Genomic DNA, 24,282 nt, shown 5'->3' with positions numbered 1-24,282 from the left:
CCTCAATTGTTTCCCAAAATTGTCCCACAACCTATACGTATACTGATTCCGAAAATCATCCATCAGCCAGTATGACGGGTGATTCGGACGCTGACGAACCGGGGTACATCGACGGTATCGACCCAAACGAGATCGTCGATGAGGAACGGCTCCAGCTCACTCCTCACCAGCACGCACAGTTAAAAAATAAATTGCATGGGAGTGACCAGTTCGATGCAATCAAGCGAGCCGAGCGCAGGTATTTGATCGTCGGACGCGGTGGGGAGGAGGGACCTGGATCGAGACGGTTGCAGGTCTGTCGGCAGTTGGACGCTCGCAGAGAGGCGTCAGCGTTCCGTCTCGAGGACTTCGGCTTCACTAGCGACGAGATCGAGTTATGGGCACCGGCCTTCGATGTTCTCTCGGCGATGGCGTCCCATATCGTCGGGGTTCTCGAGGACTTCGATGGCGGGCACGTGTGGGAACTGGGCTACCTGTACCACCACCAGATGCACGTGAGGGACATTCTCTGGTTGCTCAAACGGAGCTACGAGAGCGAGAAGCGAACGCGCGAGAAGTACGATAACGGAATGGCTGCATCCCACTTGGCTGCTCTCGAAGAGGCGGCTGAAGACCGTGTTCTCGACTGGCACGACGAGGACGATCTATCGGACGCCGTAGGCGAAATCACGTGAGTGATGGGTCACATTATAGTCACAACTGAAACCGTTTGCACACCGATCGCACAGCGGTCGTGCGATCGAGTGTGCACTGACTTTCAGTGACTACTATAGCTGGCGAACTCTCTCCGTACAACCCGTTCAAATTCCCCAGTAGATAGCAACGTGGTTTCGTTATCCAGAATTTCATCTGAAACTTGTGTTAGGAACAGGCCATGTAGGTATCAGAGCAGCAATCGAGTCCGCCGATAGCTGCCAGGAAAATCCTGCTGGATAGAGAAGACAGAAGATGCGTTCAGCACGGGGTTCGTTTGTTTTATACCATCCCCGCTATTCGGCGTCTGAAGCCGATCAGCACTCCTCGTCGTCGGTCACGGTTAGCGTTCCGGTTTCGGTTTCGGTTTCGCCGTTCGCGGTGACCGTCCACTCGTGATCGCCGGGACCGAGGTCTCGACTCATGACGCCGTAATAGGTGGTCTCAGTCTCGCCGGGTTCTAGATCGAGCGGGAGCGGTTCGTCGATGGGGCCGATTTCGAACTGACCGTCGACCGAGACCGTTTCGTCGCCGCGGTTCGTCACCGTGATGCAGAAGTCGGCGGCGTCCTCGCTCGGGTCGGCCGTTTCTTCGTACGGGATCGAATCGGGTGCGGACACCGAGAGGTCGAGATCGTCTTTGTCCTTGGGTTCATCGTCGTCAGCTTCCTCTTCGTCTTCGGGCTCCTCGTCGTCCTCGGGGGGTTCGTCTGATTCTCCGATGCTGGCCACCCATGTATGAACCGTTGCTTGATCCGGATCATCGGGACACTCATCCGCTACACCCTGATTTATCTCCATACTTATGGAGTCTGATTCACCGGGATCAAGTGAAGTTTGACTTTCGTGCGTCGGGTTCCCATCTACGACAGCATAGCGGTAGAAGCTGATTCCTTCATCATCACTTAGGTTTTCAACATCCGCTTCGACGGTGCAAGAGTCGAACTCACCCGAGGACAGTTCGAGTCGTTCTTCGAGCTGTTCGTCATCTCCTTGCTCAACTGTATACGTATATTCGAACTCAACGTCCCCGTCTTCGCCTTCGTCGTCTTCGGGAGGTTCGTGTGGGTCCCCGATGTACGGGGATCGCGCAGTGATCGTAACCTGATCCGGATCGGTGGGACAGTTATCGGGATTGAGTGACTCCAGCCTTGCACCGCCGGACTCGCCCGGGTCGAGTAGGCTCTGCGTGTCCCACGTACTATGGTCATCCACGGTAGCCCAAAAGTCAACCCTGATTTCATCGTCGCTCACGTTTTCGGCACTGAACGTAACGTAGCAGTTCTGCGGCTCATCCTCGTCCCCGCTGTAATGGTACTCACCCGAGGATAGTTCGAGTCGTTCTTCGAGCTGTTCATCATCTCCCTCCCCTTCGAGCCGATACTCGTACTCAACTTCAACGTCCTGCGTCTCCGCTTCTTCGCCGTGTTCGTCCGCGGCCGTTGACAGTGACCCAAACAGTCCAGCCACTCCAAGAGCCGTTCCCGATGCGAGCAGTTTCCGCCGATTGAATCTCGTCTATAATTGGAGGGGTTGCACAAGCCAACCGCGTTTACATATTGACGCGCTGTACTGAACGGCTCCTGTCCTGTGGCAATCGACTTCCGGAGGGGGCCACATCCCCGCTGTAGATTCAGCACGGCCCTCTCAACATCTCCAGTAGCTGATGGAAGCATCCGTCTTTAGTTAGGCGCAAAACCGCACGACAGCGGCGGCTTATCGGAGTTACTTTTCGGAAGGAATGAGGAGGCGGAAGATGTGCACTCTAACCCCTCCTCACAGGAAGTGGAACGCCATCTCACTAACTTCCTTCCATCTGAAGCGCTCGAAGACCACGCCGATGCCGTCGGCGTGGTCGAGCGCGATCGGAAGCTGCAGATTCCACCGCTCGTCTGGTCATTTGCGTTCGGCTTGCGCCGCCGGCGAAGCCGAACGCTCGCCAGCTTCAGACGGAGCTACAACTCGACTGCAGACAAGACATTGTCCGCAGGAGGCTTCTATCAGCGATTGACGCCGACTCTCACAGAGTACCTCCGCGACCTCGTCGAGTACGGGCTCGACGAGGTTGCTGTCCCTCACACCGTCTCAGAGGAGTTCAACCGATTCAGAGACGTGATGATCGCAGATGGAACGGTTCTCCGGCTCCATGAGTTGCTTTCTGAGGAGTACGAAGGTCGCCGTGAGGAGCAGGCTGAAGCACGGCTCCACCTGCTCCACAACGTCACTGAGCAGACGATCGACCGGTTCAGCGTCACAGATGAGAAAAGACACGACAGCACGCAGTTCGAGACAGGATCGTGGCTCGAAGGTCGGCTAGCGATCTTCGATCTGACCTATTTCAAGTACCGGCGGTTCGCGTTGATCGACGAGAACGACGGCTACTTCGTGAGTCGACTGAAACGCAGCTCTAACCCGGTTGTAACCGACGAATTTCGGGAATGGCGCGGCCGCGCCATTCCCTTGGAGGGGAAGAAAATTTTCGACGTCGTGGACGATCTCTGTCGCAAGTACATTGACGTCGAAGTTGAGATCGAGTTTGACCGGAGAGAGTACGCGGGCACGCAGTCACGTGATACGAAACGGTTCCGCGTCGTCGGCGTCCGCAACGAGGACGCCGACGACTACCATTTGTACATCACGAATCTCTCGCGCGAAGAGTTCCTGCCGGAGGACCTAGCGACGATCTACCGGTGCCGGTGGGAAGTAGAACTGCTGTTTCGGGAGCTGAAGACGCAGTACAGACTGGATGAGTTCGATACAACGAAGAAGCACGTCGTAGAGATTCTGCTGTACGCAGCGCTGTTGTCCTTGGTTGTGAGCCGTGAGTTGCTTAGTCTGGTCATCGAACACGCAGATGATGATCTCGTGTTTCCGCCGGAACGCTGGGCGGCGACCTTCCGGTCGCACGCCCAGCTCATTCTCTACCGGTTGAGTGGCTACCTTGGGTATTCTCCACCGCCACTGCTTGATCGGCTGATCGCCGACGCACAGAAGATCCACAAACAACGGCCGGTTCTCCAGGAACAACTCGCTACCGCCATCAAACCGGCAGCTGAGGCTTAGCTAAAGTGCTCTATTGAAAACGCCATACGGCACTGGAATTAGAGCGTTTCACTGAGATTTTCGATGTTGTGAACAGCAAACATGAGGACGATCTCACGGAACTGTCTGTACCAACCGAGTGAGCGTAGCTCAGACCCCAACGACCGCTTTGTCGAGGAGTACGACGTTTCAGCCATCCACCGTTGCGTGTATCCATTCGATCTGGTCAACGTATTGTGAAGAACTGGGCCGAGCGTCGAGCCACTTCGCAAGAGAAGTGGCTCGATGCTCTCAGCCATGTATTCGTAGCGTATCGGCCAATTATGAAACGCCTTATCAGCCGCCACAGAGACCAGCTCGTCCGCATTTCGACGGACAAGCTTCCGGCCAAGTATCGTGTCGTGACGCCATTTGGCCGAACAGTGGACGTCGAGCACTGCCAACGACTCCGTATCCGTCAATGTCGTCACTTTGAGCGTCTGGATCGTACGATCGGTGCGTTTGAGGTAGTAGTGTGAGGCGTGTCCCCGTTCGAAGAACGTGCTGTCGAGAGCGACGCGCCCAGAATTCGGGTGTTGCTGCGCGGAGACGCGCAGCAACGCCCGCCAGACGCGCATCGCGTATCGATCGAACGAATGCCAGAACGTCGTTGGATCGGGCAGAGTTTCCGGTAACAAATCCAGTAGCTCGCAGATCCCTGGCATGAGGCGGAGCCGATCGATGACTTCCGGAAACGTCCAGCCTTCTTCGACTCGTAAGCAGTGCACGACGACATGGACCCAGCGGGGAAGCCCGCCGGAGGCAGGTTTCCCCGCGTGTGACCCAAACGCTTGTTTAGCCAGGCGTCGACAGTTTTGAGCGAAGTCGAGGAGGTTGATCGCCATAATCTCCTTTCCTCGGCTTCAGCTTGTTACCAAGCACAGCCTAGCCTCGCCGCTGTCGTCCGTTTTCAATAGAGCAGTTTCGGTATGCTCTCAAGAATGTATTTTGACCCATAGGAAGGATACAACAAGGTGGAAAACCTCAACAATGGACTCGAAATATTCTCTTTGGCATCACACATATTATAAGAACATATTAATGAAGAGGTTGTGTAATTCATATATGGACGAAACATTACTCGGGATACTCGGCTTTCAAATTTCGATAGTCGCTGGAATCGATCTGATACTCCGGGAAATTGGCCCTACCCCCGAGGGACCCGCCTACATCTTAATCTGGGTGGGTGTACTAATCACAGTCGTTGCTATCGGTCTCAACCACCTTTCATCTGACTAACTAGATGTTTCTGAAATCACACGTGAACGGTGAGCTACACCGTACAGGCTTGGAGCACACGTCACGGGACGCTTGAGTTTGGGAGGAAGGCAACAACGCAATCGAATACATTAGCTCCACCAAACGCACGGATGCTTCGCCGGTCGAGGGCACGGTATCCTTGAGTTCATGGACATGATGCTTGAGTTGTCGGAGTCGATAGACTACATCTGCCGTCGCTCTTCTGTAACGTAGTGGAACAAGCCCACGAGTATTAGAACCAGATTATTTGGGGAAAATACCGGAAGAACCATTCGGCGAGTGGTTGATTCGCTGAGACAGCCCTGCAGACACCAAGGGCTGTATAGGTAGTGCGAACAAACATCTCAAAGAATTTTCCGGAAGAGACGGCGTTAGGTGCGCACGCCCTACGAATCGAATGCCGAATTTGGCTGATGATAGGGAACGTCGATCCGTTCCGAACTTCTCTCAGGCGGCCGACGTCCCGTCGGCGTCCTCGCTGACGAGGACGTCGTCCGACTGCAGGAACCCGTAAAGATAACCGAAGCCGACAGCAGCCGTGAAAACGAAAATGGAGACGAGCTGCTTGACTTTCGCGCTCGAGGGGTCGCGGGCGAGCTCCCGGAGCCGCGAGGGGACGAACTCCAGCAGTAACTGCTTCAGATACTCGTTCTTGTCGCCCGCGGCCTCGGGCAACAGGAGGTCCATGATCCGCTTGGAGTACCCTTGCCAGAACGAGCGAAAGACGAGCCACCGGAACTCGCCGCGGTACTCGAACAGCTTGTGGTGGACGACGGCGTCGGTGTTGTAGATCACGCCCTTGCCGTACCTGTTTGCCATCCGGATACAGACCGGGGCCTCGTGGGCCTGGATGTGGCGGTCGCCCTTCCGACCCGTGTTCTCGTCGTAGCCGCCGACCGCGAGGAAGACGTCCCGGCGAAAGGAGATGTTCGAGCCGTAGGTGTTGCGCAGCTCCGCCATGTGCTCGCCCATTCCCCGTTCGTCACAGCCGACGAGCCAGTAGAACTCCGCGGGGAAGAAGTCGGGCTTCTCGGTCACCCAGTCGGGTTTCGCGTGGCCACCGACGGCGATCGCGTCGGTCTCCTCGTAGACGCGGGCCAGCTCCGCGATCCAGTCGGGTTCGGCGACCGCGTCGTCGTCGATAAAGGCGACGACCTCGCCGCTCGCGATCTCGGCCCCTCGCGTCCGGCTGTAGGAGATCCCCCGGTTCTCGTCGTTACAGTGAAGGACGACGTCCTCGTGGTCACCGTACTCCTCACGAACGCGCTCGAAGACGGCCTCGTTACCGTCGACGACGACGACGACCTCGAGCGGGTTGTAGGTCTGGCCGAGGACGCTGTCGACACACTCCGAAAAGACGTCGTAGCGCTCCATCGCGTACGTGCAGACGACGGCGGAGACCTTCATCGGACGCCCGGTTTCGATCTGGACGGAATAAACTTTGTCGTCGATCGGCCTCCGCGTTCCGAGAGAACAATCCATCAACAATGACAGTAAAATAATCCGAACGGTATGGGAAAGCTTATTCGGCACATCACTCTCGTGGCACCTAATGAGTACGGAGACCGAGCGCGCCGAGGAGCGGACGGAGTCGTCCGTCCTCGGCTCGTGGGCGGAGTGGTACCACGTCCCCGTCGTCGGGGCCGTGATGCTGTTTATGTTCTGGGTCAGGACCCAGTCCTACGAGGCGTTCCTCACCGAGGACGGCACCCCTGCGCTCGCGGGGATCGACTCCTGGTACCACTGGCGCACGATCCAGTGGACCGCCGAGAACTACCCCCAGACGATGCCCTACGAGGTCTGGACTGGGTTCCCGACGGGGAACTACGTCGGCCAGTTCGGAACCCTGTTCGACCAGCTGATCGTCACCGCCGCGATGATCGTCGGCCTCGGCGATCCGTCGTCGAGCACTCTCTACACCGTCTCCTTGTTCGCGGTGCCGGCGATGGCGGCGCTGGTCGCGATCCCCGTCTTCTACCTGGGTCGGCGGCTGGGCGGAACCGTCGGTGGACTCGTCGCCGTCGTGTTGCTGGCGCTTGCGCCTGGCCAGTTCCTCGTTCGGACCACTGCGGGCCAGCTTCAACACCACGTCGCCGAGGTGCTGTTCATGGCGCTCGCCGTCCTCGGGATGGCGGTCGCGCTGCGGGTCGCCGAGCGCGAGCAGCCGATCTACGAACTTGCCGCCGACCGTAACTGGGCCCCGCTCCGGGAGCCAACGCTCTACAGTGTCCTTGCGGGCGTCGCGCTCGCGCTGTACATCTGGGTCTGGCCCCCCGGCGTCGTTCTGATCGGGATCTTCGGCGTCTTCTTCGCGATCCAGCTCTGTCTCGACTACGTCCGCGGGATCTCCCCCGACCACGTCGCGTTCGTCGGCGCCGTCTCCCTGGGCGTGACTGCGGTCGCAACGGCCCTGCTGATCGAGGAGCCCGGCACGAGCGTCACGAGCTTTGGCTACCTCCAGCCGGGAACCGCGGCGCTGGTCGCCGTCGGCTGTCTGTTCATGGCCTGGTTCGCCCGCCAGTGGAACGCCCGCGGGATCGATCGCCGGCTCTACCCGGGCGCGATCGCCGCGCTCATCGTCGGTACGTTCGCGGTCATGTGGCTGGTGCTGCCCGAGTTCTACGACACGCTCGTCGGCAACCTCACCGGTCGGATCATCCCGCTCGATCCCGACGCGGGGACGCTGACCATCCAGGAGGCCCAGCCTCCTGAGGACTTCACGGCACACGTCTTCGACGAGTTCGGTACCGCCTTCTACACGATGCTCGCCGGACTGGTGCTGCTGGCCGCCCGTCCGCTGCTCGGCCGCGAGCACCGTGCGGAGTACACGCTGATCCTGGTCTGGTCGCTGTTCCTGCTCAGCATGTCCGCGACCCAGATCCGCTTCTCGTACTATCTCGTCCTCGCAGTCGCGGTCGTCAACGCCGCCTTCGTCGCCGACGTGCTGCGGCTGTTCGACCTCGACCTCCAGCGAGGCACGCAAGCGCTCCGCGGGATCGAGACCTACCAGATCATCATTCTGTTCGTCGTCGTCGTCCTCCTGTTCGCGCCGCTGCTTCCCGTCGTCGCCGCCGACGGCGATACGGCGGTCGAGCGCGGCGAGGCGACTGGGCCACACCCCGACGCGATGGTCTGGGAGGAGTCGACCCACTGGCTCGAGGCGAACACGCCCGAACCCGGTAACTACGGTGGCGCCGACTACGCCGATGAGCTCGAGTACTACGGCAGCTACGACTACCCCGAGGACGGGGACTTCGACTACCCTGCGGGGGCCTATGGCGTCATGTCGTGGTGGGACTACGGCCACCTGATCACGACCCAGGCCGAGCGGATTCCCCACTCGAACCCGTTCCAGCAGAACGCCGAGACCGCCTCGGCGTATCTCACCGCCGAGTCCGAGCGGGAGGCCGAGCTGATCCTCGAGGCGATCGCGGCCGGCGAGGACCCGCTGGACGACGACGACAACGTGCGTCCGCTCGAGGAACTCGAGACCGCGATCGAGGACGACGCCGACGAACAGCTGCGGTACGTGATGATCGACGACCAGATGGCGGGCGGGAAGTTCAGCGCGATGACCGCCTGGTCGGGGCCCGACTACGACCACTACGTCACGCCAGACGTCGAGCCCGGCGAGTCGATCGATCGCGAGGACGTCGACGACCGCCTCAAGGTTCCCTACGAGGAGACGATGGTCGCCGACCTCTACTTCGACGACGCAACGGGGATGGACCACTACCGGCTCGTCCACGAGAACGACGAGCGCACCGCCGGGTTCGTCAGCTACGCACTGATCGATCCCGAGACCGACGAGGTGCTCACCGACGAGACCGGCCAGCACCAGGTCGCGTTCAACCAGCCACTCCAGCAGGCGGAGGTCCAGCTCTCGCAGTTCGAGCAGAGCCCCGACGTCGACGTCGAGTACATCGACGATCGCGAGACGGCGGGAGTCAAGACCTACGAGCGCGTCGCAGGCGCGACGATCGTCGGCACCGCCGACGCCGACGCCGACGAGGGCGACGTCGTGACCGCCGAACTGGAGCTCGACTCCGGCACCGACCGCGGCAGCTTCACGTACGAACAAGAGACCGAAGTCGATGCTGACGGGGAGTTCGAGCTGACGGTGCCGTACGCGACCGACGACGAGCTCGACGTCGAGGACGGCTACACCGAAAGCGCCGTCGAGGCCGTCGACGACTACACCGTAACCGTCGAGGGCGAGACGCCCCAGGAGGGCGACCTCGAGGTTCCCGAGAGCGCGGTCGTCGACGGCGAGACCGTCGAGGTCGAGCTCGAGGAGACGGAGCTCGAGGACGCGGAGAACGACGGCGCGACCGAGGACGAAACGGACGGCGACGACGCGGACGCTGCCGAAGCGGACACCGAAACCGCCGACGAGGACGCTGACGACGCTGCAGCGAACGACGCGGACGCCGAAGCAGGCGCAGACGACGCTGGCGCCGACGATACTGCGTCCTCGCTCGCCCCGGCCGCCGGGCTCGCGGACTGAATCCGACGGTTTTCTCTCACTCGAGTTCCGAAAAATCCGCTCCCGACTGACGAGTCGGTCTACGACGACTCGTCGTCAGTTGCGGCCAGCGCTCGGAACGCGATCGTCGGAAACCGGGGGACGACCGTACTCGGTCGGCGCCCGCTCCCGTTGGTCTCCAGCGGCACCCGTTCGATGACGCCCCGTTCGGCGAGCTCGTAGAGGAACCGCTTGACCGTTCCGGCGGTTAGCTCCGATCGATCTGCGATCTCGGTCGCGACCTCCCGGATCGGGCGGTCGGCGGCGTCCACGTCAATCAGGTTGCACAGCACCCGCTGGCGGGTCTCCGACAGCGAGAGCGCCCGATCGACGTGGACGCCGCGGTCGGGGACGTCGTCCATCGCTGTCTCGAGGTGGGTCCGTTCGATCCGGTCGGCGTCGTCCCCGACGGCGGCCACCGCTGCGGCAAACACCGCCGCGAGCGCGTCGTGAGCGTTGCCGTCCGCCCAGATCGCGATCTCCCGGACGGTATCGTGATCGAGCGTCCCCGCCGTCAGCCCCGTCGAGGTGCGGTCGGTGACGACGTCGGCGAGCTCGTGGTGACGGTAGGCCGGCACCGTCACCGTCGTCCCCGTCCAGTCAGCGGGTTCGGTCTGGCCGACGGCGACCGTCGCGACGCCGTCGTCGACCGGGTCGAGCAGCTCCCGAACGCGGTCGTAGCCGAGCGTCTCGGGCTCGTCGTGGTGGTCGATCGCGACGACGGCCCGTCGGTCGGGCCGCGAGAGCCGGGACTGGAGCCGTTCCCGCAGGTCGTCGGTGCCGACGCCGCTCTCGGGAACCGATTCCGACGAGATCATCGAGAGGACGGTCCGGTAGAACGAAAAGGGGCTCCCGACCCGGCGCGCGTCGACGTAGACGAACCAGGTCACGGTGCCGGAGCTGCCGGCTCTGGTCGTCGTCCCGATCGTCCGCGTGGATTCGCCGAGGCGTTCGTTCAGCGCGTCGAACAGCGCCGTCACGATCGCCGACGTACCGGAGCCGGCGGAGCCGACAACCGCCGCGGACTCAGGGAGTTCGTCGTCGAACACCGGCTCGAGCGCGTCCAGCAGCTGCTCGAGGATGGGCCCCCGCCCGACCGGCTCCGAGCGATGGACGACCGGGCTGAGGTGGTTGCGGTTGACGACGATCCCGCTCGTCCGGTGTGCGGATCGCCGCCGTGCGATGCGCTCCGCGAGGTTCATTATCGTTCCGTGCCGACGAGCGCGGCCTCGAGCACCTCCAGCGTGTGGGTGATCTCGTACCCGGTGCCGTGGCCCATCTGCATCGAACAGGTCGGACACTCGGTGAGCCCGGTCGTCGCCTCCGCCGACTCCATGTGTTCGAACATCTCCTCGCCGATCTTCATCGAGGTGTCGTAGTTCTCCTCCTTCCAGCCGTAGGTGCCCGAGATCCCCGAACAGGAGTCGCCGACGTCCTCGACGTCGATCCCGTCGATCACCCCCAGAACCTCGACGGTCTGGCCGGCCAGCCCCTGGTTGCGGGCGTGACACGGCGCGTGGTAGGCGAAGCTCGCGTCGACCGAGGTTCCCTCGAGCTCCGTTTTCAGGTCCTCGTGGACCCGCAGGTACTCGACAGCGTCCCAGGTGTTGGCGGCGACCTCCTCGGTCCCCTCGAAGTCGAACAGCTCGGGGTACTCCTGGCGGATCGACATCGAACACGAGCTACAGGAGGCGACGATGTCGGCGCCGTTCTCGATCGCGTCGGCCAGCTCGCGGACGTTCGTCTCGGCGTCCCGGCGGGCGTCCTCGAGCATCCCGTTGGCGAACATCGGCGTCCCCGAACAGGCCTGCTCTGGAACCATGATCTCGTAGCCGAGGTGTTCGTACACCCGGACGAGTGCCTTCGCGACCTCCGGCGTGTTGTAGTTCGAGTAACAGCCGTGGAAGTACGCGATGCGCTTGTGAGGGTTCTCGACGTCCTCGCCGCGCTCGGCCCGGGCCGCCCGTGCTCGCTCCCGTGAGGTCTCGTTGCCGCCGCGTTCGGTCCACCACTCCCGGAACGTCTGGGTCGCGAACTCGGGGAGGTCGCGCTCGCCCGCGATCCCCATCACCTTCTCGCCCAGCCACTTCGTCACCGACAGTCCGGTCACGAAGTTCGCGGTCCGCGGGAACGTCGCCGCCAGCGGGGCCAGCTTCCGGTAGTTCGCGAGCATCCGGTTGCGCCAGTACTCCCGGGAGAGCTTGCTCATGTTTTGCTCGACGTACTCGGCCCGAGCCGTGTTGTGCATCTGGGAGAGGGGGACCTCGGAGGGACAGGCGCTGTCACAGCGCATACAGTTCGAACACTTCATCACCGAGTCGTCGATGTCGTGGTCCTCCTGGCGCTTGAGCCGCCACTGCTCGGGGCCCTGGAACTTCGGCCCGGGGAACTCGTCGTCGACCTCGGCGACGGGACAGCTCGTGTCGCAGGTCGAGCACTTGTAACAGTTGTCCGCCCCTGGCCGGAGGTCCATCTCCTCGGCCTCGGGGAACACCTCGATCGGCTCGAACCCCTCTTCCTCGCCCGGTACGTGATCGTCCATCGGCTGCTCTGCGTCACTCATCGAATCACCTGAATAGATCGCGCTCGCTCGTTCGGTTCGCTCGAGTCCGTGTCAGTCGCTCTCGTCGGTACCGTCCTTACAGTCATCTGCTCGCCTCCGTCCCGGCCCGACCGCCAGCGACGTACCCCGTCGCCAGCGAGACGCCAGCACCGGATTTCTCGGCCGCGTAGTCGTACCCGCCAAGCACCGCTCCAGCCGCCCGGAGATTCGAAAACTCGGGTTCCTCGTCGGCGTCGAGGGGCCGCAACTCCCGGTCGGGAACGACGCCGAACCGGGCGTAGGGCTGCTCGCCGAAGACGTCGTCGACGAACCAGTCGTAGCGGTCGTCGGCGTGGGGAACGAAACAGTCAAAGATCGGCTCGAACACGCGCTCGCGTTCGCTGCGGACGCCCTTACCGACGAGCCCGCCCGTCGCGAGGACGTACTGGCTCGCCTCGTGGGGGATCTCCTGACCGTGGCGGTCGACCAGCACGTGGTCGACGGCGTCGCCATCGGTCTCGTAGTCGACCACCGGGACGCCGGAGGCGACACGCACGCCGGCGTCCTCGAGGGCCTCGTACAGCACGTCCTCGAGGCGCATCCCCGGGAGGCTGGGCGGCCCCATCGGCACCTCGAAGACGTCGGCGCCCAGCGAGTCCGCGAGATCCGCACGGACCTCCGCGGCGAACTCGTCGCCCAGCAGTGCGGGGAAGCCGACGCGGGTCTCGTCCTCGAGGTGGGCCTCAACGGCCAAAGCGAGCGCCTCGCGAGCGGACTGTTCGCCTGCGGCCGTCTCGACGCGCTCCTCGTGGTCGAGCAGGTGGGCGTACCGCGTGAGTTTCGCGTCGTCCCGGACGATGCCGGGGAACTGCAGCGTGATACCGCGAGCCGAGAACGGCGCGCCGGCCGCCTCGAGGTGGGAGGCCGCCAGCGGCGCGTCAAAGTCGGTCAGCGTCTCGAAGCCGACCAGCAGCGTGTCCCGTGGGTCGCTCGCGAGTCCGTCGGCCGTCGAGACCGGGTATCGGGCCGTGGGTTTGACGGTGCCACCGTGGGTCGGCACCAGGGCGTTCGCGTCGGTGTGGTCGCCGGTATAGGCGTCGCCGGCGACCTCGTCGAAGAACGCAAGCGCTTCCCTGACCGCCTCGGTGCCGACCCGTTCGTAGGGATGGCCCGTCGGGAGCTCCGCGAGGCGCTCGAAGGGATCGACGATCGGACCCTCGCCCTCGTGGGTGTACCCAAGCACGTCGATCAGCCCGCTGGCGTTCCGGAGCGTGCTCTGTTTGTGGGTGACCAGCCGGACGTCGGCGCCCTCCTCGGCCGCGGCGAGAGCTGCGGTCGCACCGGCGATCCCGCCGCCGATCACGAGGACGTCGTCGCTGATCGCCATCTCAGTCACCTCCGGATCGGCGCCGCTGTGGGGTCCGCGCGCTCGAGTCGCCCGAATCGAACGCGGCGTAGTCGACGCCGTCGGGACGGCTCGCGGGGTCGTTGTCCCGGTTCATCGTCGTCGCGTGCAGGGCGTAGTTGAGCATCGCCTGAGAGAGCTGCTCGCCCCAGAGGGCGTGGCGTTCGCCCTTCCAGCGCTCCTGGAAGAGTTCGTCCAGGGCCTCTCGGGTCGTCTCCTCGTCGTACTCGGGGTGGAGCTCGTTGGCCATGTTCGCACAGCAGAAGCCGCCCTGACAGTTGCCCATCGAGGCCCGTGTGCGGATGCGAACGGCGTTCAGGTCCGAGCCGGATTGGTCGATCGCGTCCTGCACTTCGGCTCGGGTGACACCCTCGCACTGACAGACGACGGGGTTTGGGTCGTCCGTCTCGAGCACCTCCGACGAGCGGCTGCCCAACCGTTGCTTGCTCCGGCGAGCGATCGGCGAGCGCAGCCCGAAGTCGTCCATCCCGTCCTCGAGGACGGCGAGGTTCTCGCTGCCCGGCAGGGCCTCCTCGGCGGTCCGACAGGAGGCCCGCACTCCGAGCTGGTCGCAGACGTGGTTCGAGATCTCCTCGGCCATCGCCCGGTAGGTGGTGAACTTCCCGCCGACGATGCTGGACATCCCGGAGACGCCGTCCCGGTCCTCGTGATCGAGCAGGAAGAAATCGCGCGTGATGTCGGTGGGGTCCTTGGTGCCCCGGCCCGGGGGCTCGTACAGCGGCCGCACGCCCCAGAACGAGCGAATGGTTCGGGACTCCTCGAGGATCGGCACGAGCTCCGAGAGCGTGTCGATCATCATGTCGACCTCCCACTTCTCCTCGGGGTAGTCGTCCGGGTCCTCGACCTCCTCGTCCGTGGTGCCCAGAATCGCCGTCGTCTCGTGGGGGACGATGATGTCGGCGTCGCCCTTCGGTCGACAGCGGTTGATGACGGTGTCGACCTGGCGGACGTTCATGATCGTCATCACACCCTTCGAGGGACGGACTTCGACGTCTAAGTCGGCCATCGCGCCGATCTGGCCGGCCCAGGCACCGGTGGCGTTGACGACGTAGTCGGCGGTGATGTCCTCGGTCGTCCCCGGCGCCTTGTGCGTGCGCTTGCCCGGTCCGGAGTCGTGGCGCACCGTCACGCCGTAGATGTCGTCGCCCTCCCGCAGCAGGTCGATCACCTCGGCGTGGGTCTCGACTCGGGCGCCGTGTCGCTCAGCGTCGAGCGCGTTCGCGACGCAGAGACGGAACGGATCGATCGCCCCGTCAGGCACCTGGATCGCGCGTTTGACGTCCGTCGCGAGGTAGGGCTCGACCTCGCGAGCCTCCCGTCCCGAGAGCACTTTCGCGGGAATGTCGCAGTCGCGACAGCCCTCGAGTTTCTCCCGGAAGTAGTCGTCCGGGTCCTCGGGTCGCTGGACGAACAGCCCGCCGGTCAGCTCCACGCAGTGGCCGGCGATATCCCGAAGGATCTCGTTCTCCTCGATACACTCGACCGCGCTGGCCTGATCCGAAACCGCGTACCGTCCCCCGCTGTGGAGCAGGCCGTGCATTCGGCCGGTCGTTCCGTCGGTCAGATTGCCTCGCTCGACGAGCGTGACCTCGAGGCCGCGCATCGCCAGATCTCTGGCGATACCACAGCCGGTCGAGCCGCCCCCGAGTACGAGAACCTCGGTGTCGTGTGCCATCCCTTCGTCCGTACCTCGCTCTCCTCTCCCTTTATTTTATCGACGGCCTCGAACCACCAGTAAGGCCGGGATAGTTCGCCGAGCGGAACGATATCGACCGGTGTTCGTCTTACTGCCGAGAGGGGAAATATATCGACGTTTGAACGAATAATTCGCCCATTCGGATCACACCGGAAATATTGTTCGTCGACTAACTGGCAATAATATTATAATTTTGGCAACGTTTATAATGATCGTAGGAAATGTTTACCAGTAGAATGCGATCGTCAGTAAAGACATCGCTCGGGACGAGATGGGGTGACCACCAATGACAGGACAGACGTACGTCGGCGCAGTCGATCAGGGAACGACAGGAACGCGGTTTATGGTGTTCGACCACGGCGGAGAGGTCGTCGCCAACGCCTACGAGAAACACGAGCAGATCTATCCGGAGCCGGGCTGGGTCGAGCACGACCCGATGGAGATCTGGAAGAACACGAAACACGTCATCACGACGGCGCTGGGCCAGGCGGGGATCAGCCCCGACCAACTCGAGGCGATCGGCGTCACGAACCAGCGCGAGACGACGCTGCTGTGGGACGCGGATTCGGGGCGCCCGGTCCACAACGCCATCGTCTGGCAGGACCGACGGACGACCGACCGCGTCGAACAGCTCGAGGACGACGGGCTGGTTGACACCGTCCGCGAGAAGACGGGACTCGAGGCCGACGCCTACTTCTCGGCCACGAAAGCCGAGTGGCTCCTCGAGAACGCCGATCCGATCAAGATGGAGCGGGCCCGTCCCGCGGACATCCACGACAGGGCGGCCGAGGGCGACGTCCTGTTCGGGACGATCGACAGCTGGCTGATCTACAACCTCACCGGCGAGCACGTGACCGAGGTCACGAACGCCTCGCGGACGATGCTGTACAACATCCACGACCTCGAGTGGGACGACGAGCTCCTCGAGGAGTTCAACATTCCACGAGAGATGCTCCCCGAGGTCCGCCCCTCGAGCGACGACGCGACCTACGGCTCGACTGATCCCGACGGGTTCCTCGAGGCCGAGATCCCCGTCGCCGGGGCGCTTGGCGACCAGCAGGCTGCGCTGTTCGGCCAGACCTGTTTCAACGCCGGTGAGGCCAAGAACACCTACGGGACGGGTTCTTTTTTCCTGATGAACACCGGCGACGAGGCCGTCGAGAGCGACCACGGCCTGCTGACGACGATCGGCTTCCAGCGCTCGGGTGAGTCGGTCCAGTATGCCCTCGAGGGATCGATCTTCGTCACCGGTGCGGCCATCGAGTGGCTCGAGGATCTGACGCTGATCGACAACCCCGCCCAGACCGCCGAACTGGCCCGTAGCGTCGACTCGACCGACGGCGTCTACGTCGTCCCCGCCTTCACCGGCCTCGGCGCACCCCACTGGGACCAGCGCGCCCGCGGCACCATCGTCGGAATGACGCGGGGCACCCGCAAGGAACACGTCGTCCGGGCGACTCTGGAGTCGATCGCCTACCAGACCCGCGACGTCGCCGAGGCGATGGAAGCCGACTCGGGGATCGAGATGACGAACCTCCGGGTCGACGGCGGCGCGGTCAAGAACAACTACCTCTGTCAGCTCCAGTCCGACATCATCGGCTCGAAGATCGTCCGCCCGGAGGTCGACGAGACGACGGCGTTGGGCTCGGCCTACGCCGCCGGACTGGCCGTCGGCTACTGGGAGGACATCGAGGGTCTGCGCGACAACTGGCAGATCGACCGTGAGTTCGAGCCGGAGATGGCCCGCGCGGAAGCGGACCGGAAGTACGACCGGTGGGGTGACGCGCTCGATCGGGCACGGGACTGGGCCCGGGACGGTGACTGAGGATGCTCGACGCACTCCTCGACCTCGCCGAGATCATCGCCGCGTTCGGCGGGGGTGCGTTCGGCGCCGCGCTCGGCCCGCTGCCGGCATTTATCTTCACCGGCTTCATGGTGATCGCGGGCGAGGCTGCGACGCTGGTCGATCCCGACGCGGCTGCGATCACCGATCAGGTCGCGTTCGGACCGCCGTTCTCGCCGGCTATTAGCTTCGCCGGCGGCGTCGCGGCGACGGCTTACGCCGCTCGCCGAGGGTATATGGACACTGGTTTCGACTACCACGAGGCCAAAAACATTTCCTACGCGCTCGGGACGAAACCCGACGTGCTGGCGGTCGGTGGCGCCTTCGGCATCCTGGGCTACTGGCTCGTCGTCCTCTCGGAGAGCCTCGGAATGCCCTACGACCCCATCGCGATGGGGGTCGTCCTCTCGGCGTTTGCTCACCGGCTGATCCTGGGCTACAGTATCATCGGCAAGGTCCGGGGGGCGAACATTCTGGATATGGGCCCCTTCGAACGCGAAGAAATGCGCGTCATCGGCGAATCCGCGACCGACGGCGGGATCGAGACCGACGGTGGCGAGGTGCAGGCGAAAGCCGCCGCGACCCAGAAGGAACGGCTCAAGGTCGAGCCGTGGCTCCCCCACCAGTACAAGTGGGGTCACGTCGCCATGCTCGGGCTCGCCGCAGGGATCCTCGGCGCCTACGTCGGAGTCGTTACCGGCAGCGCCTTCCTCGGATTCGGGATCAGCGCGGCCTCGCTGGTCTTCCTCAACTGCGGCGTCGAGAAGATCCCGGTAACCCACCACATCACGCTGCCGGCGGCGACCGCCGCGCTTGCGGTGTACGTTCCCGCCGACGGCGGGATCGCGGAAGGCGCTCCGGTCGCTTACGACAGCGGCGCGTTGCTTGCGGGAACCGGTACCGAGGTCGCCCTGATCGTCGGTCTCGTTATCGGGGTGCTCGCCGCGCTGTTCGGCGAACTCTTCCAGCGGGTGTTCTTCGCTCACGGCGACACCCACGTCGACCCGCCCGCCGCGGGGATCGTCTTCGGAACCTTCCTCGTCGCGATCCTGTACGTCCTCGGGGTCTTCCCGACGACGGTCTGGGTCCCGTGGTTCTGATCGCTCGCTGACCCCGTCTCCGTTTTCGGCGCGAACCTGAGCCGCGACTTCCCGGACGAATCCGTTCGCTTTACCGTCCCGACCTCCGATATCCGGGTATGACCGCCGACCCGCCGCTCGTGCTCGACATCGACGGCACGCTGACCCGCCCCGAAAGCTGGGGTCTTGACCCGCGTGTCCTCGATCCCATCCGCGACTGGGAGGCCCCGGTCGTGATCGCCACCGGGAAGGCCTTCCCCTATCCTGTCGCGCTCTGTCACTTCGCCGGGATTCCCGAACTCGTCGTCGCCGAGAACGGCGGCGTCGTCTACACCGGCGAGGACGTCTTCTTCACCGCCGATCGGGAGGCAGCCCAGGCCGTCGCCGAGCGCTACCGGGGTGCGGGGTACGAGCTCGGCTGGGGCGCCGAGGACACCGTCAACCGCTGGCGCGAGACCGAGGTTGCGATCAACCTTGACCAGCCCGTCGAGCCGCTGCGGGAGATCGCCGCGGAGTACGGCCTCGAGGTCGTCGACACGGGCTACGCCTACCACGTCAAGGACGCCGACCCGAACAAGGGCGACGGCGTCGAGACCATCGCCGACCGCGTCGGCTTCGACCTCGCCGAGAGCGTCGCCGTCGGCGACTCGATCAACGACGTCTCGACGTTCGAAGTCGTCGACCGGAGTTTCGCGGTGGCAAACGCCGACCGGGCCGCGACCGAGGCCGCCGACGAAGTCCTCGAAGACGCCCACGCCGACGGAACGCTGTCCGTCCTCGAGCGCGTTCGCGGGAGTCGATAACTGGCGGGAGAGCGTCCGTTTTCGGGGCGTGCAGTGAGATCCAGAGCGGAAACGAAGTCTCGACTGTTGTCATATCGAGGACGTAGCGGTCAGCCGCAGTGAAACGCGAAACTGGATCGTACGCTGTCGTAACGATTGTAATACATATTGTGGTGACAAGAATTATGATGTGTGTATAGAGACACTCATTCATGACTGATCGGTCTGCTATCTTCGCTGAAGGATTAACAAAACGATATGGAGACACTACCGCTATTGCCGAGTTAGATCTCGCGATCCCGAGCGGAACAGTCTACGGGTTTCTCGGCCCAAACGGTGCGGGAAAAACCACGACGATGCGGCTGTTGACTGGACTGACACGACCGACCAGGGGGACCGGTTCCGTCGCTGGCGTCTCGATCACGGATCGGGATGACCTCCGGACACAGATCGGATACTTGCCCGAAGAACCACCACTGTACGATCAGGCGACGGCGTACGAACAGCTCGAATACGCTGCCGGGCTCCGCGATCTCTCTGGGAAGGCGATACGCGATCGAATCGAGACGCTTCTCGACGAACTGGATCTCACAGCAGATGCCGACACCCGGATCGCGGAGTATTCGAAGGGGATGCGACAGAAAACCGCCTATATACAGGCCGTCCTCCACGAACCCACCGTCGTTTTCCTCGACGAACCCACGTCCGGACTGGACCCACGCGCTGCGCGGACGCTCCGAGGGATGATTACGGATCTCGCCGACGCGGGGACGACCGTTTTCCTCTCGACGCACATCCTCCCCGTTGTCGAAGAAGTCGCCGACACGGTCGGAATCCTCTACGATGGAGAGTTGGTCGCAGAAGGTCCGCCCGCTGCTCTCGAACACCGTGCAGAGACCGGAGAGACGCGCTCGCTGGAGGATGCGTTCCTCGAGCTTACGACCGACGAACGCAGTATCGGAGACGAGACCGACGATGAGACCAGCCCCGCCGACAGCGCCACCCAGAGCATCGCCGAGGAGAACACCGATGGCTGAATCGGGCTGGCTCGGACATGCCGTTCGGATGGGCTGGTTCGACTACCGGCGTTCTGTCCGGGCGATTCGGGACGATACCGGTCGGCTACTCTTGATGGCTGCCGGTGTGGCGTTCCCGACGCTCGTCATCGCGGCACTCGCCGTCGTGGCCGCGCCAGAACTCCGTGGAACGGACCCGAAGTTCTCGATGAACCAGGTCGTCAGAGGCACGTTCGCCATGCTCTGGGTGTTCGCGGTGTTCATGCTCGCACAGCGAACGACGGCAGCCCACAGCAAACCGGTTGCCGACGCGTTCGTGCTGACGACGGTCTCACCCAGAACCGCCGTCGTTGGAGGCATTATCGCCGAGACCTTGCGGACGATGACGTATGCGCTCCCGTTCGGCCTCCTCATTGCCAGCATCGAAGCGTACACCTTCGGTTCGCCGGTGCCTCTGCTGACCGTCCCACTGGTGGGTGGTCTCTACGTCGCCAGCGCGGTCACGACCGGGCGCGTGCTGGGGTACAGTGCTGCATGGCTCGTGGCCACCGTCCCGTTCGTCGCTCGCCACAAGGGCGTGTTGGGTGGGACGGTCGTGATGCTGTTCTTCGGGATCTACTTCCTGTTCCAGACGCCCCAGCTGCCGTTTTCGATCAGCCAGGCGACGCTCGGGGTGATTCCGACTGGATGGCTCGCGGATCTGCTGGCGATCGGCACACCCATCGGCTGGTCGTCGACACACGCTCTTGGTGGGGTGGCTACGGTTGGCGTGCTCCTCATCGGTGGGTGCTGGCTGGCCGAGCGGATCTCCGCCTCGTTCTGGTTCGACGAGCCGATCACCGTTTCGGATACCGACGCCGCTGTCCCCACCCGCATAGCGGACGACCAGCGTGCCCTCGAGCGGGCCATCAGTCCTCTCGGTGTCCCGTTCACCACCGGTCCGACCCGGCATATTGCCGAGTGGTCCCTTTTGCGGACTCGGCGAGAACCTCAGCGGTTGAACGTGTTGCTGATCCCGGTGTTCGGTGGCGGTGCAGCGCTACTGAACATGCTGCTACTGGGGTCCGGGTCGCTCGCGATACTGGGACCAGCCAGCGCCGTACTGCTGGGGTGGGTTGCCGGTGCGGCGTTCGGTCTCAACCCGTTCGGTGACGAGGGCGCTGTCCTGCCGGCAACCCTGACTGCCGTCTCGAGTCGAGCGTTCGTCCGTGGACACATCGTTCCGAGCCTGCTGTTTGCACCTGTCGTCGCCGTCGTCACGCTCGTGGCGGCACTTGTGGGTGGATACGGACTCCCGTCGGCGATAGCACTGACGTTGATCGGATGCGTTCTCACCGTCGTTGGGGCCGCACTCGCACCCTTGATCGGGATGTGGCTCCCGCGCTATAGCGCCATCCGAATCGGCAACAGCGACGGAGTACGACCACCCCGGTTGCTCGCGGGCGCGCTTCACGGTGTACTGGTGTGGCTTCCCGGCGCGGCGCTGGCTGGACTGGTAGCCACACCGGAGTTGGTGCGGACGGCGCTCTCCGGGATCGGTTACGTTCCGGGAGTCGTTTTCGGGCTGGTCGCCGACGGCGGAGTGCTCACCACCCTCGCATCGTCACTGATTGACGCTGGCGAAACGATTCAGGGACTCCCGCTTGGCGCCTTCCGGAGCGGGTTCGCCATGCTGCTAGTTTCCGGTGGGCTACTGGTCGCCCTGTTCGCCTATCGTGGGGCAGTACGTCGGTTCGAAGGTCACGAACTGCACTGACAGCACACGATCCCACAGCGTCGCGACACGAAACATGATCGAACAGCTGCACCCAGTCGTCCGCTCTTTCGCTCGTTGCTCTGCCTGCGCTCATTCCGCGTCGGTCGTCACCTCGAGGACGACGTCCTCGAGCGTCGGGTCCGTCCGCTCCTCGAGCCGTTCGCGGAGATCCTTCGGCGCGCCTTCCGCGACCAGTTCGCCCGCCCGCAGGATCCCGACCTCGGTCGCGACCGTCTCGACGACGGACAGGATATGTGTCGAGAGGACGACGGTCGTCCCCGCGTCGGCGAGTTCGGTGACGAGCTCCCGGACCGTCCTCGCGGCGCGTGGATCGAGTCCGGCGGTTGGCTCGTCCAGAAATACCACGTCGGGAGCCGGAAGGATCGCCTGGACGAGCCCCGTCTTCCGTCGCATTCCCTTCGAGTAGGTGACGATCCGGTCGTCGGCGTCCGCGGCGAGGTCGAGTCGCTCCAGCAGGGGCTCCATCCGGGCCTCGATCGCCGAGGCGTCCATCCCGCAGAGGCCGCCGTAGTACTCGAGTTGCTCGCGGGCCGTGAGCTGCTCGTAGATCGGTGGTGACTCCGGAAGGTAGCCGACGCGGTCGACCAGCGACTCGCGATCCGTGATCGGGACGCCCGCGACGGTCCCCGAGCCGCGCGTCGGTGGCGTCAGCGCGGTCAACATTCGGATCGTGGTCGTCTTCCCGGCCCCGTTCGGACCGAGCAACCCGTAGACGGATCCGACGTCGACCTCGAGATCCAGTCCCGAGACGGCGGTCGTCTCGCCGTAGACCCTCGTGAGGTCGGTCGCGACGATCGCCGGCTCGCCGTTCGAGTCCGCGGAGTCGTCTGCCGATTCCGTCGGATCGATCTCGGTACCGTCGCTCGGGTTCTCGCCCGGGTCCTCGGCGTCGTCGCTCGTCGGTCGTGTCATAGCTCAGTTCAGGTGGTAATCGCGGTACCGTCGGACGGCGACTCGAGCGGCGACCCTCGAGACGCCGAGCGCGAGGACGCAGGTCACGCCCAGGGCGCCGAGGCGGACGGCCGTCACGGGGAGGCCGAGTTCGGCCACCCGCTCGTACACCGCTGTGGCGTTACCGAGAGCTGCCGGGAGGAAGACCAGCGAGACGACCGCGAACGTCTTCGCCAGTCCGACGAAGGCCGACCATCCCTCCTCCGCGTACGCCGGAACGCTCGAGAAGAAGGCGGGAACCGGCGCGAGGTCCTCGCGGTCGACGGTCAGTTCGAACGCGAGCAGCGCCGTCGCGGTACAGCAACAGAGCGCGACGCCGGTGGCGACGAGTGCGACCGTCTCTGCGAGGGTCGCAGCGCTCGCGATCCCGAGGGGGACGACGACGATCGCGACGAGGGGAACCCCGAGGACGAGGCTCGCGAGGACGTGGCCGCCGACGAAGGCCCGTCCGTGGACCGCCGTGAGCAACAGCGGGAGGACGCGGTAGTTCCGCCCGATCGGTTCGGAACCGAAGACGATGCCGGGGGCTACCCCGAGGGCGAAGACGACGAGCAAGAATCCGGGCGCGCCGAGCAGGACGCCGAACAGCGGCAGTCCGACCAGACCGACGAACGCGAGGGCGTAGCCAGCGTTCAACAGTCCGCGCGGGGTACGTCGCTCCGCGAGCAGCAGTTGCCTGGCGACGGTGACGGTCGGCCGCGAGACCCGATCGCCGAGCAACGCCTCGAGTCGGCCGTCGTCGAGCAGCGAGTGCGAGCCGGAACGGGACGCGTCGGTCGAGTCGGCGGGTTCGGTCACCCAGAGCCGACGAGCGAACGCGGTCGTCAGCCCCGCCAGGAGCGGGACAGTAACGGCGACGCCGGCGACCGTGACCACCGCCCGGAGGGGTTCGACGTCCCCACCCGCACCCAGAACGGCGAGGTCGGCGAGCGCGGCGAGGGGGAGCCACTCGAACCACACCGACAGCGTCTCGAGCGATACCGACAGCTCCTGCAGGAGGAGCCACAGCGCCACCAGCGGCAGCCAGCCGAACACGACGAGCAGGTCCCGGTAGAGCCCACCCCGGGAGAGTCGCCGCCCGACGAGCGCGCTCCCGAGCCGGCTCGCGACGCCGACCCCGACGGCGAGGGCCGCGAGCGCCCCGATCGCGATGATCGCTGTGAGCGCGACAAGCGGCGTCCTCGCGCCGAGTGCGAGCCCGACGGCGACGCCGACGGTCGGTACCGCGAGGACGGCGCCGACGCGAGCGGCCACGAACACCAGCAGTCCCATCGCCGCCGTCCGAACGGGAACCGCGGTCAGCAGGGCGTCGGGTGCGAGCTGTTCGAACCGTGACCCGGTCAGCGAGGCGCTTCGCGCGACGATCCAGGCGAACGCGACCGCCGCAGCGAGCGAGAGGGCGAGGGGCGTTCCCGTGGCCAGGTCGCGACCGACCGCAGTCGCGAGCGCCCCGAGCGCGACGGCGACCGCACAGTAGCCGAGCGCCGCTGCGACTCGGCGTCCTCGGGAACCGCCGAACTCGCGGCGGTGGCGTCGCCACTCGGTTCGGGCGATCCGAACTCCGCCGTCGAGACGGTCTCTAGCCATTCGGTCGTCCGAACGTGCAAACGCG

The 24,282-nt window shown here is 64.2% G+C and carries 17 protein-coding genes; 8 read left to right on the top strand and 9 right to left on the bottom strand.

What is annotated here, in order from left to right:
• Positions 1 to 71 precede the first annotated feature (71 nt).
• On the top strand, positions 72 to 674 hold the full coding sequence (locus NATOC_RS12740) for a hypothetical protein (protein WP_015321856.1): 603 nt from the start codon (positions 72 to 74) through the stop codon (positions 672 to 674).
• 336 nt (positions 675 to 1,010) lie between these two features.
• Here NATOC_RS12740 and NATOC_RS12735 read toward each other — a convergent pair whose 3' ends face one another.
• Positions 1,011 to 2,162: a hypothetical protein gene (locus NATOC_RS12735; RefSeq protein WP_015321855.1), complete on the bottom strand. Its 1,152-nt coding sequence runs from the start codon at positions 2,160 to 2,162 to the stop codon at positions 1,011 to 1,013.
• A gap of 315 nt (positions 2,163 to 2,477) precedes the next feature.
• On the opposite strand from NATOC_RS12735, the gene NATOC_RS12730 reads away from it, so the two are divergent.
• The gene (locus tag NATOC_RS12730) at positions 2,478 to 3,755 is read left to right on the top strand and encodes an IS4 family transposase (RefSeq protein WP_049888927.1); all 1,278 of its coding nucleotides are present in this window, start codon (positions 2,478 to 2,480) and stop codon (positions 3,753 to 3,755) included.
• A 38-nt stretch (positions 3,756 to 3,793) separates the two neighbouring features.
• Here NATOC_RS12730 and NATOC_RS12725 read toward each other — a convergent pair whose 3' ends face one another.
• Both NATOC_RS12725 and aglG read right to left on the bottom strand, forming a co-directional pair.
• Positions 3,794 to 4,618, bottom strand: a complete 825-nt coding sequence (locus NATOC_RS12725) for an IS5/IS1182 family transposase (protein WP_015321853.1) — start codon at positions 4,616 to 4,618, stop codon at positions 3,794 to 3,796.
• 862 nt (positions 4,619 to 5,480) lie between these two features.
• On the bottom strand, positions 5,481 to 6,440 hold the full coding sequence (gene aglG, locus NATOC_RS12720; protein WP_015321852.1) for a glucosyl-dolichyl phosphate glucuronosyltransferase: 960 nt from the start codon (positions 6,438 to 6,440) through the stop codon (positions 5,481 to 5,483).
• Positions 6,441 to 6,585: 145 nt separating this feature from the next.
• On the opposite strand from aglG, the gene NATOC_RS12715 reads away from it, so the two are divergent.
• On the top strand, positions 6,586 to 9,540 hold the full coding sequence (locus NATOC_RS12715; protein ID WP_015321851.1) for an oligosaccharyl transferase, archaeosortase A system-associated: 2,955 nt from the start codon (positions 6,586 to 6,588) through the stop codon (positions 9,538 to 9,540).
• A gap of 59 nt (positions 9,541 to 9,599) precedes the next feature.
• On the opposite strand, the gene NATOC_RS12710 is transcribed toward NATOC_RS12715, so the two are convergent.
• From NATOC_RS12710 to glpA, 4 genes are all read right to left on the bottom strand, one after another.
• Positions 9,600 to 10,760 carry a Cdc6/Cdc18 family protein gene (locus NATOC_RS12710; protein ID WP_015321850.1) on the bottom strand — a complete coding sequence of 387 codons (1,161 nt, stop codon included), beginning with the start codon at positions 10,758 to 10,760 and terminating at the stop codon, positions 9,600 to 9,602.
• Positions 10,760 to 12,121, bottom strand: coding sequence for an anaerobic glycerol-3-phosphate dehydrogenase subunit C (locus NATOC_RS12705; RefSeq protein WP_015321849.1), 1,362 nt, complete (start codon positions 12,119 to 12,121; stop codon positions 10,760 to 10,762). The genes NATOC_RS12710 and NATOC_RS12705 overlap by 1 nt, the downstream gene beginning before the upstream one ends.
• Before the next feature lie 82 nt (positions 12,122 to 12,203).
• Complete coding sequence (gene glpB, locus NATOC_RS12700) at positions 12,204 to 13,487, bottom strand: glycerol-3-phosphate dehydrogenase subunit GlpB (RefSeq protein WP_015321848.1); 1,284 nt, start codon at positions 13,485 to 13,487, stop codon at positions 12,204 to 12,206.
• A 1-nt stretch (position 13,488) separates the two neighbouring features.
• Positions 13,489 to 15,201: an anaerobic glycerol-3-phosphate dehydrogenase subunit GlpA gene (gene glpA, locus NATOC_RS12695; RefSeq protein ID WP_015321847.1), complete on the bottom strand. Its 1,713-nt coding sequence runs from the start codon at positions 15,199 to 15,201 to the stop codon at positions 13,489 to 13,491.
• Between the two features lie 307 nt (positions 15,202 to 15,508).
• On the opposite strand from glpA, the gene glpK reads away from it, so the two are divergent.
• From glpK to NATOC_RS12670, 5 genes are all read left to right on the top strand, one after another.
• Positions 15,509 to 17,047, top strand: a complete 1,539-nt coding sequence (gene glpK, locus NATOC_RS12690) for a glycerol kinase GlpK (protein ID WP_015321846.1) — start codon at positions 15,509 to 15,511, stop codon at positions 17,045 to 17,047.
• Positions 17,048 to 17,049: 2 nt separating this feature from the next.
• Positions 17,050 to 18,165: a glutathione S-transferase family protein gene (locus tag NATOC_RS12685; RefSeq protein ID WP_015321845.1), complete on the top strand. Its 1,116-nt coding sequence runs from the start codon at positions 17,050 to 17,052 to the stop codon at positions 18,163 to 18,165.
• Between the two features lie 98 nt (positions 18,166 to 18,263).
• Complete coding sequence (locus NATOC_RS12680; protein WP_015321844.1) at positions 18,264 to 18,947, top strand: phosphoglycolate phosphatase; 684 nt, start codon at positions 18,264 to 18,266, stop codon at positions 18,945 to 18,947.
• A 191-nt stretch (positions 18,948 to 19,138) separates the two neighbouring features.
• Positions 19,139 to 19,963 carry an ABC transporter ATP-binding protein gene (locus NATOC_RS12675; protein WP_015321843.1) on the top strand — a complete coding sequence of 275 codons (825 nt, stop codon included), beginning with the start codon at positions 19,139 to 19,141 and terminating at the stop codon, positions 19,961 to 19,963.
• Between the two features lie 28 nt (positions 19,964 to 19,991).
• The gene (locus NATOC_RS12670; RefSeq protein ID WP_015321842.1) at positions 19,992 to 21,698 is read left to right on the top strand and encodes a hypothetical protein; all 1,707 of its coding nucleotides are present in this window, start codon (positions 19,992 to 19,994) and stop codon (positions 21,696 to 21,698) included.
• A 90-nt stretch (positions 21,699 to 21,788) separates the two neighbouring features.
• On the opposite strand, the gene NATOC_RS12665 is transcribed toward NATOC_RS12670, so the two are convergent.
• Both NATOC_RS12665 and NATOC_RS12660 read right to left on the bottom strand, forming a co-directional pair.
• Positions 21,789 to 22,631, bottom strand: a complete 843-nt coding sequence (locus tag NATOC_RS12665; RefSeq protein WP_015321841.1) for an ABC transporter ATP-binding protein — start codon at positions 22,629 to 22,631, stop codon at positions 21,789 to 21,791.
• A gap of 3 nt (positions 22,632 to 22,634) precedes the next feature.
• Entirely contained in the window at positions 22,635 to 24,257 is a 1,623-nt protein-coding gene (locus tag NATOC_RS12660; RefSeq protein WP_015321840.1) for a hypothetical protein, read from the bottom strand.
• Positions 24,258 to 24,282 lie beyond the last annotated feature (25 nt).

Origin of the sequence: Natronococcus occultus SP4, assembly GCF_000328685.1 — an archaeon.
Lineage (GTDB): Archaea > Halobacteriota > Halobacteria > Halobacteriales > Natrialbaceae > Natronococcus > Natronococcus occultus.
The sequence above is the reverse complement of the archived record's forward strand: the minus strand, read 5'-3'. Positions and strand labels throughout refer to the sequence as shown.

Bases quoted from the DNA above. Each gene is read 5' to 3' on its own strand.
- NATOC_RS12715 (WP_015321851.1), top strand. From the start codon at position 6,586: ATGAGTACGGAGACCGAGCGCGCCGAGGAGCGGACGGAGTCGTCCGTC.
- glpK (WP_015321846.1), top strand. From the start codon at position 15,509: ATGACAGGACAGACGTACGTCGGCGCAGTCGATCAGGGAACGACAGGA.
- NATOC_RS12680 (WP_015321844.1), top strand. From the start codon at position 18,264: ATGACCGCCGACCCGCCGCTCGTGCTCGACATCGACGGCACGCTGACC.
- NATOC_RS12675 (WP_015321843.1), top strand. From the start codon at position 19,139: ATGACTGATCGGTCTGCTATCTTCGCTGAAGGATTAACAAAACGATAT.
- NATOC_RS12710 (WP_015321850.1), bottom strand. From the start codon at position 10,760: ATGAACCTCGCGGAGCGCATCGCACGGCGGCGATCCGCACACCGGACG.
- aglG (WP_015321852.1), bottom strand. From the start codon at position 6,440: ATGAAGGTCTCCGCCGTCGTCTGCACGTACGCGATGGAGCGCTACGAC.
- glpB (WP_015321848.1), bottom strand. From the start codon at position 13,487: ATGGCGATCAGCGACGACGTCCTCGTGATCGGCGGCGGGATCGCCGGT.
- NATOC_RS12740 (WP_015321856.1), top strand. From the start codon at position 72: ATGACGGGTGATTCGGACGCTGACGAACCGGGGTACATCGACGGTATC.
- NATOC_RS12725 (WP_015321853.1), bottom strand. From the start codon at position 4,618: ATGGCGATCAACCTCCTCGACTTCGCTCAAAACTGTCGACGCCTGGCT.
- NATOC_RS12665 (WP_015321841.1), bottom strand. From the start codon at position 22,631: ATGACACGACCGACGAGCGACGACGCCGAGGACCCGGGCGAGAACCCG.
- NATOC_RS12660 (WP_015321840.1), bottom strand. From the start codon at position 24,257: ATGGCTAGAGACCGTCTCGACGGCGGAGTTCGGATCGCCCGAACCGAG.
- NATOC_RS12670 (WP_015321842.1), top strand. From the start codon at position 19,992: ATGGGCTGGTTCGACTACCGGCGTTCTGTCCGGGCGATTCGGGACGAT.
- NATOC_RS12685 (WP_015321845.1), top strand. From the start codon at position 17,050: ATGCTCGACGCACTCCTCGACCTCGCCGAGATCATCGCCGCGTTCGGC.
- glpA (WP_015321847.1), bottom strand. From the start codon at position 15,201: ATGGCACACGACACCGAGGTTCTCGTACTCGGGGGCGGCTCGACCGGC.
- NATOC_RS12705 (WP_015321849.1), bottom strand. From the start codon at position 12,121: ATGAGTGACGCAGAGCAGCCGATGGACGATCACGTACCGGGCGAGGAA.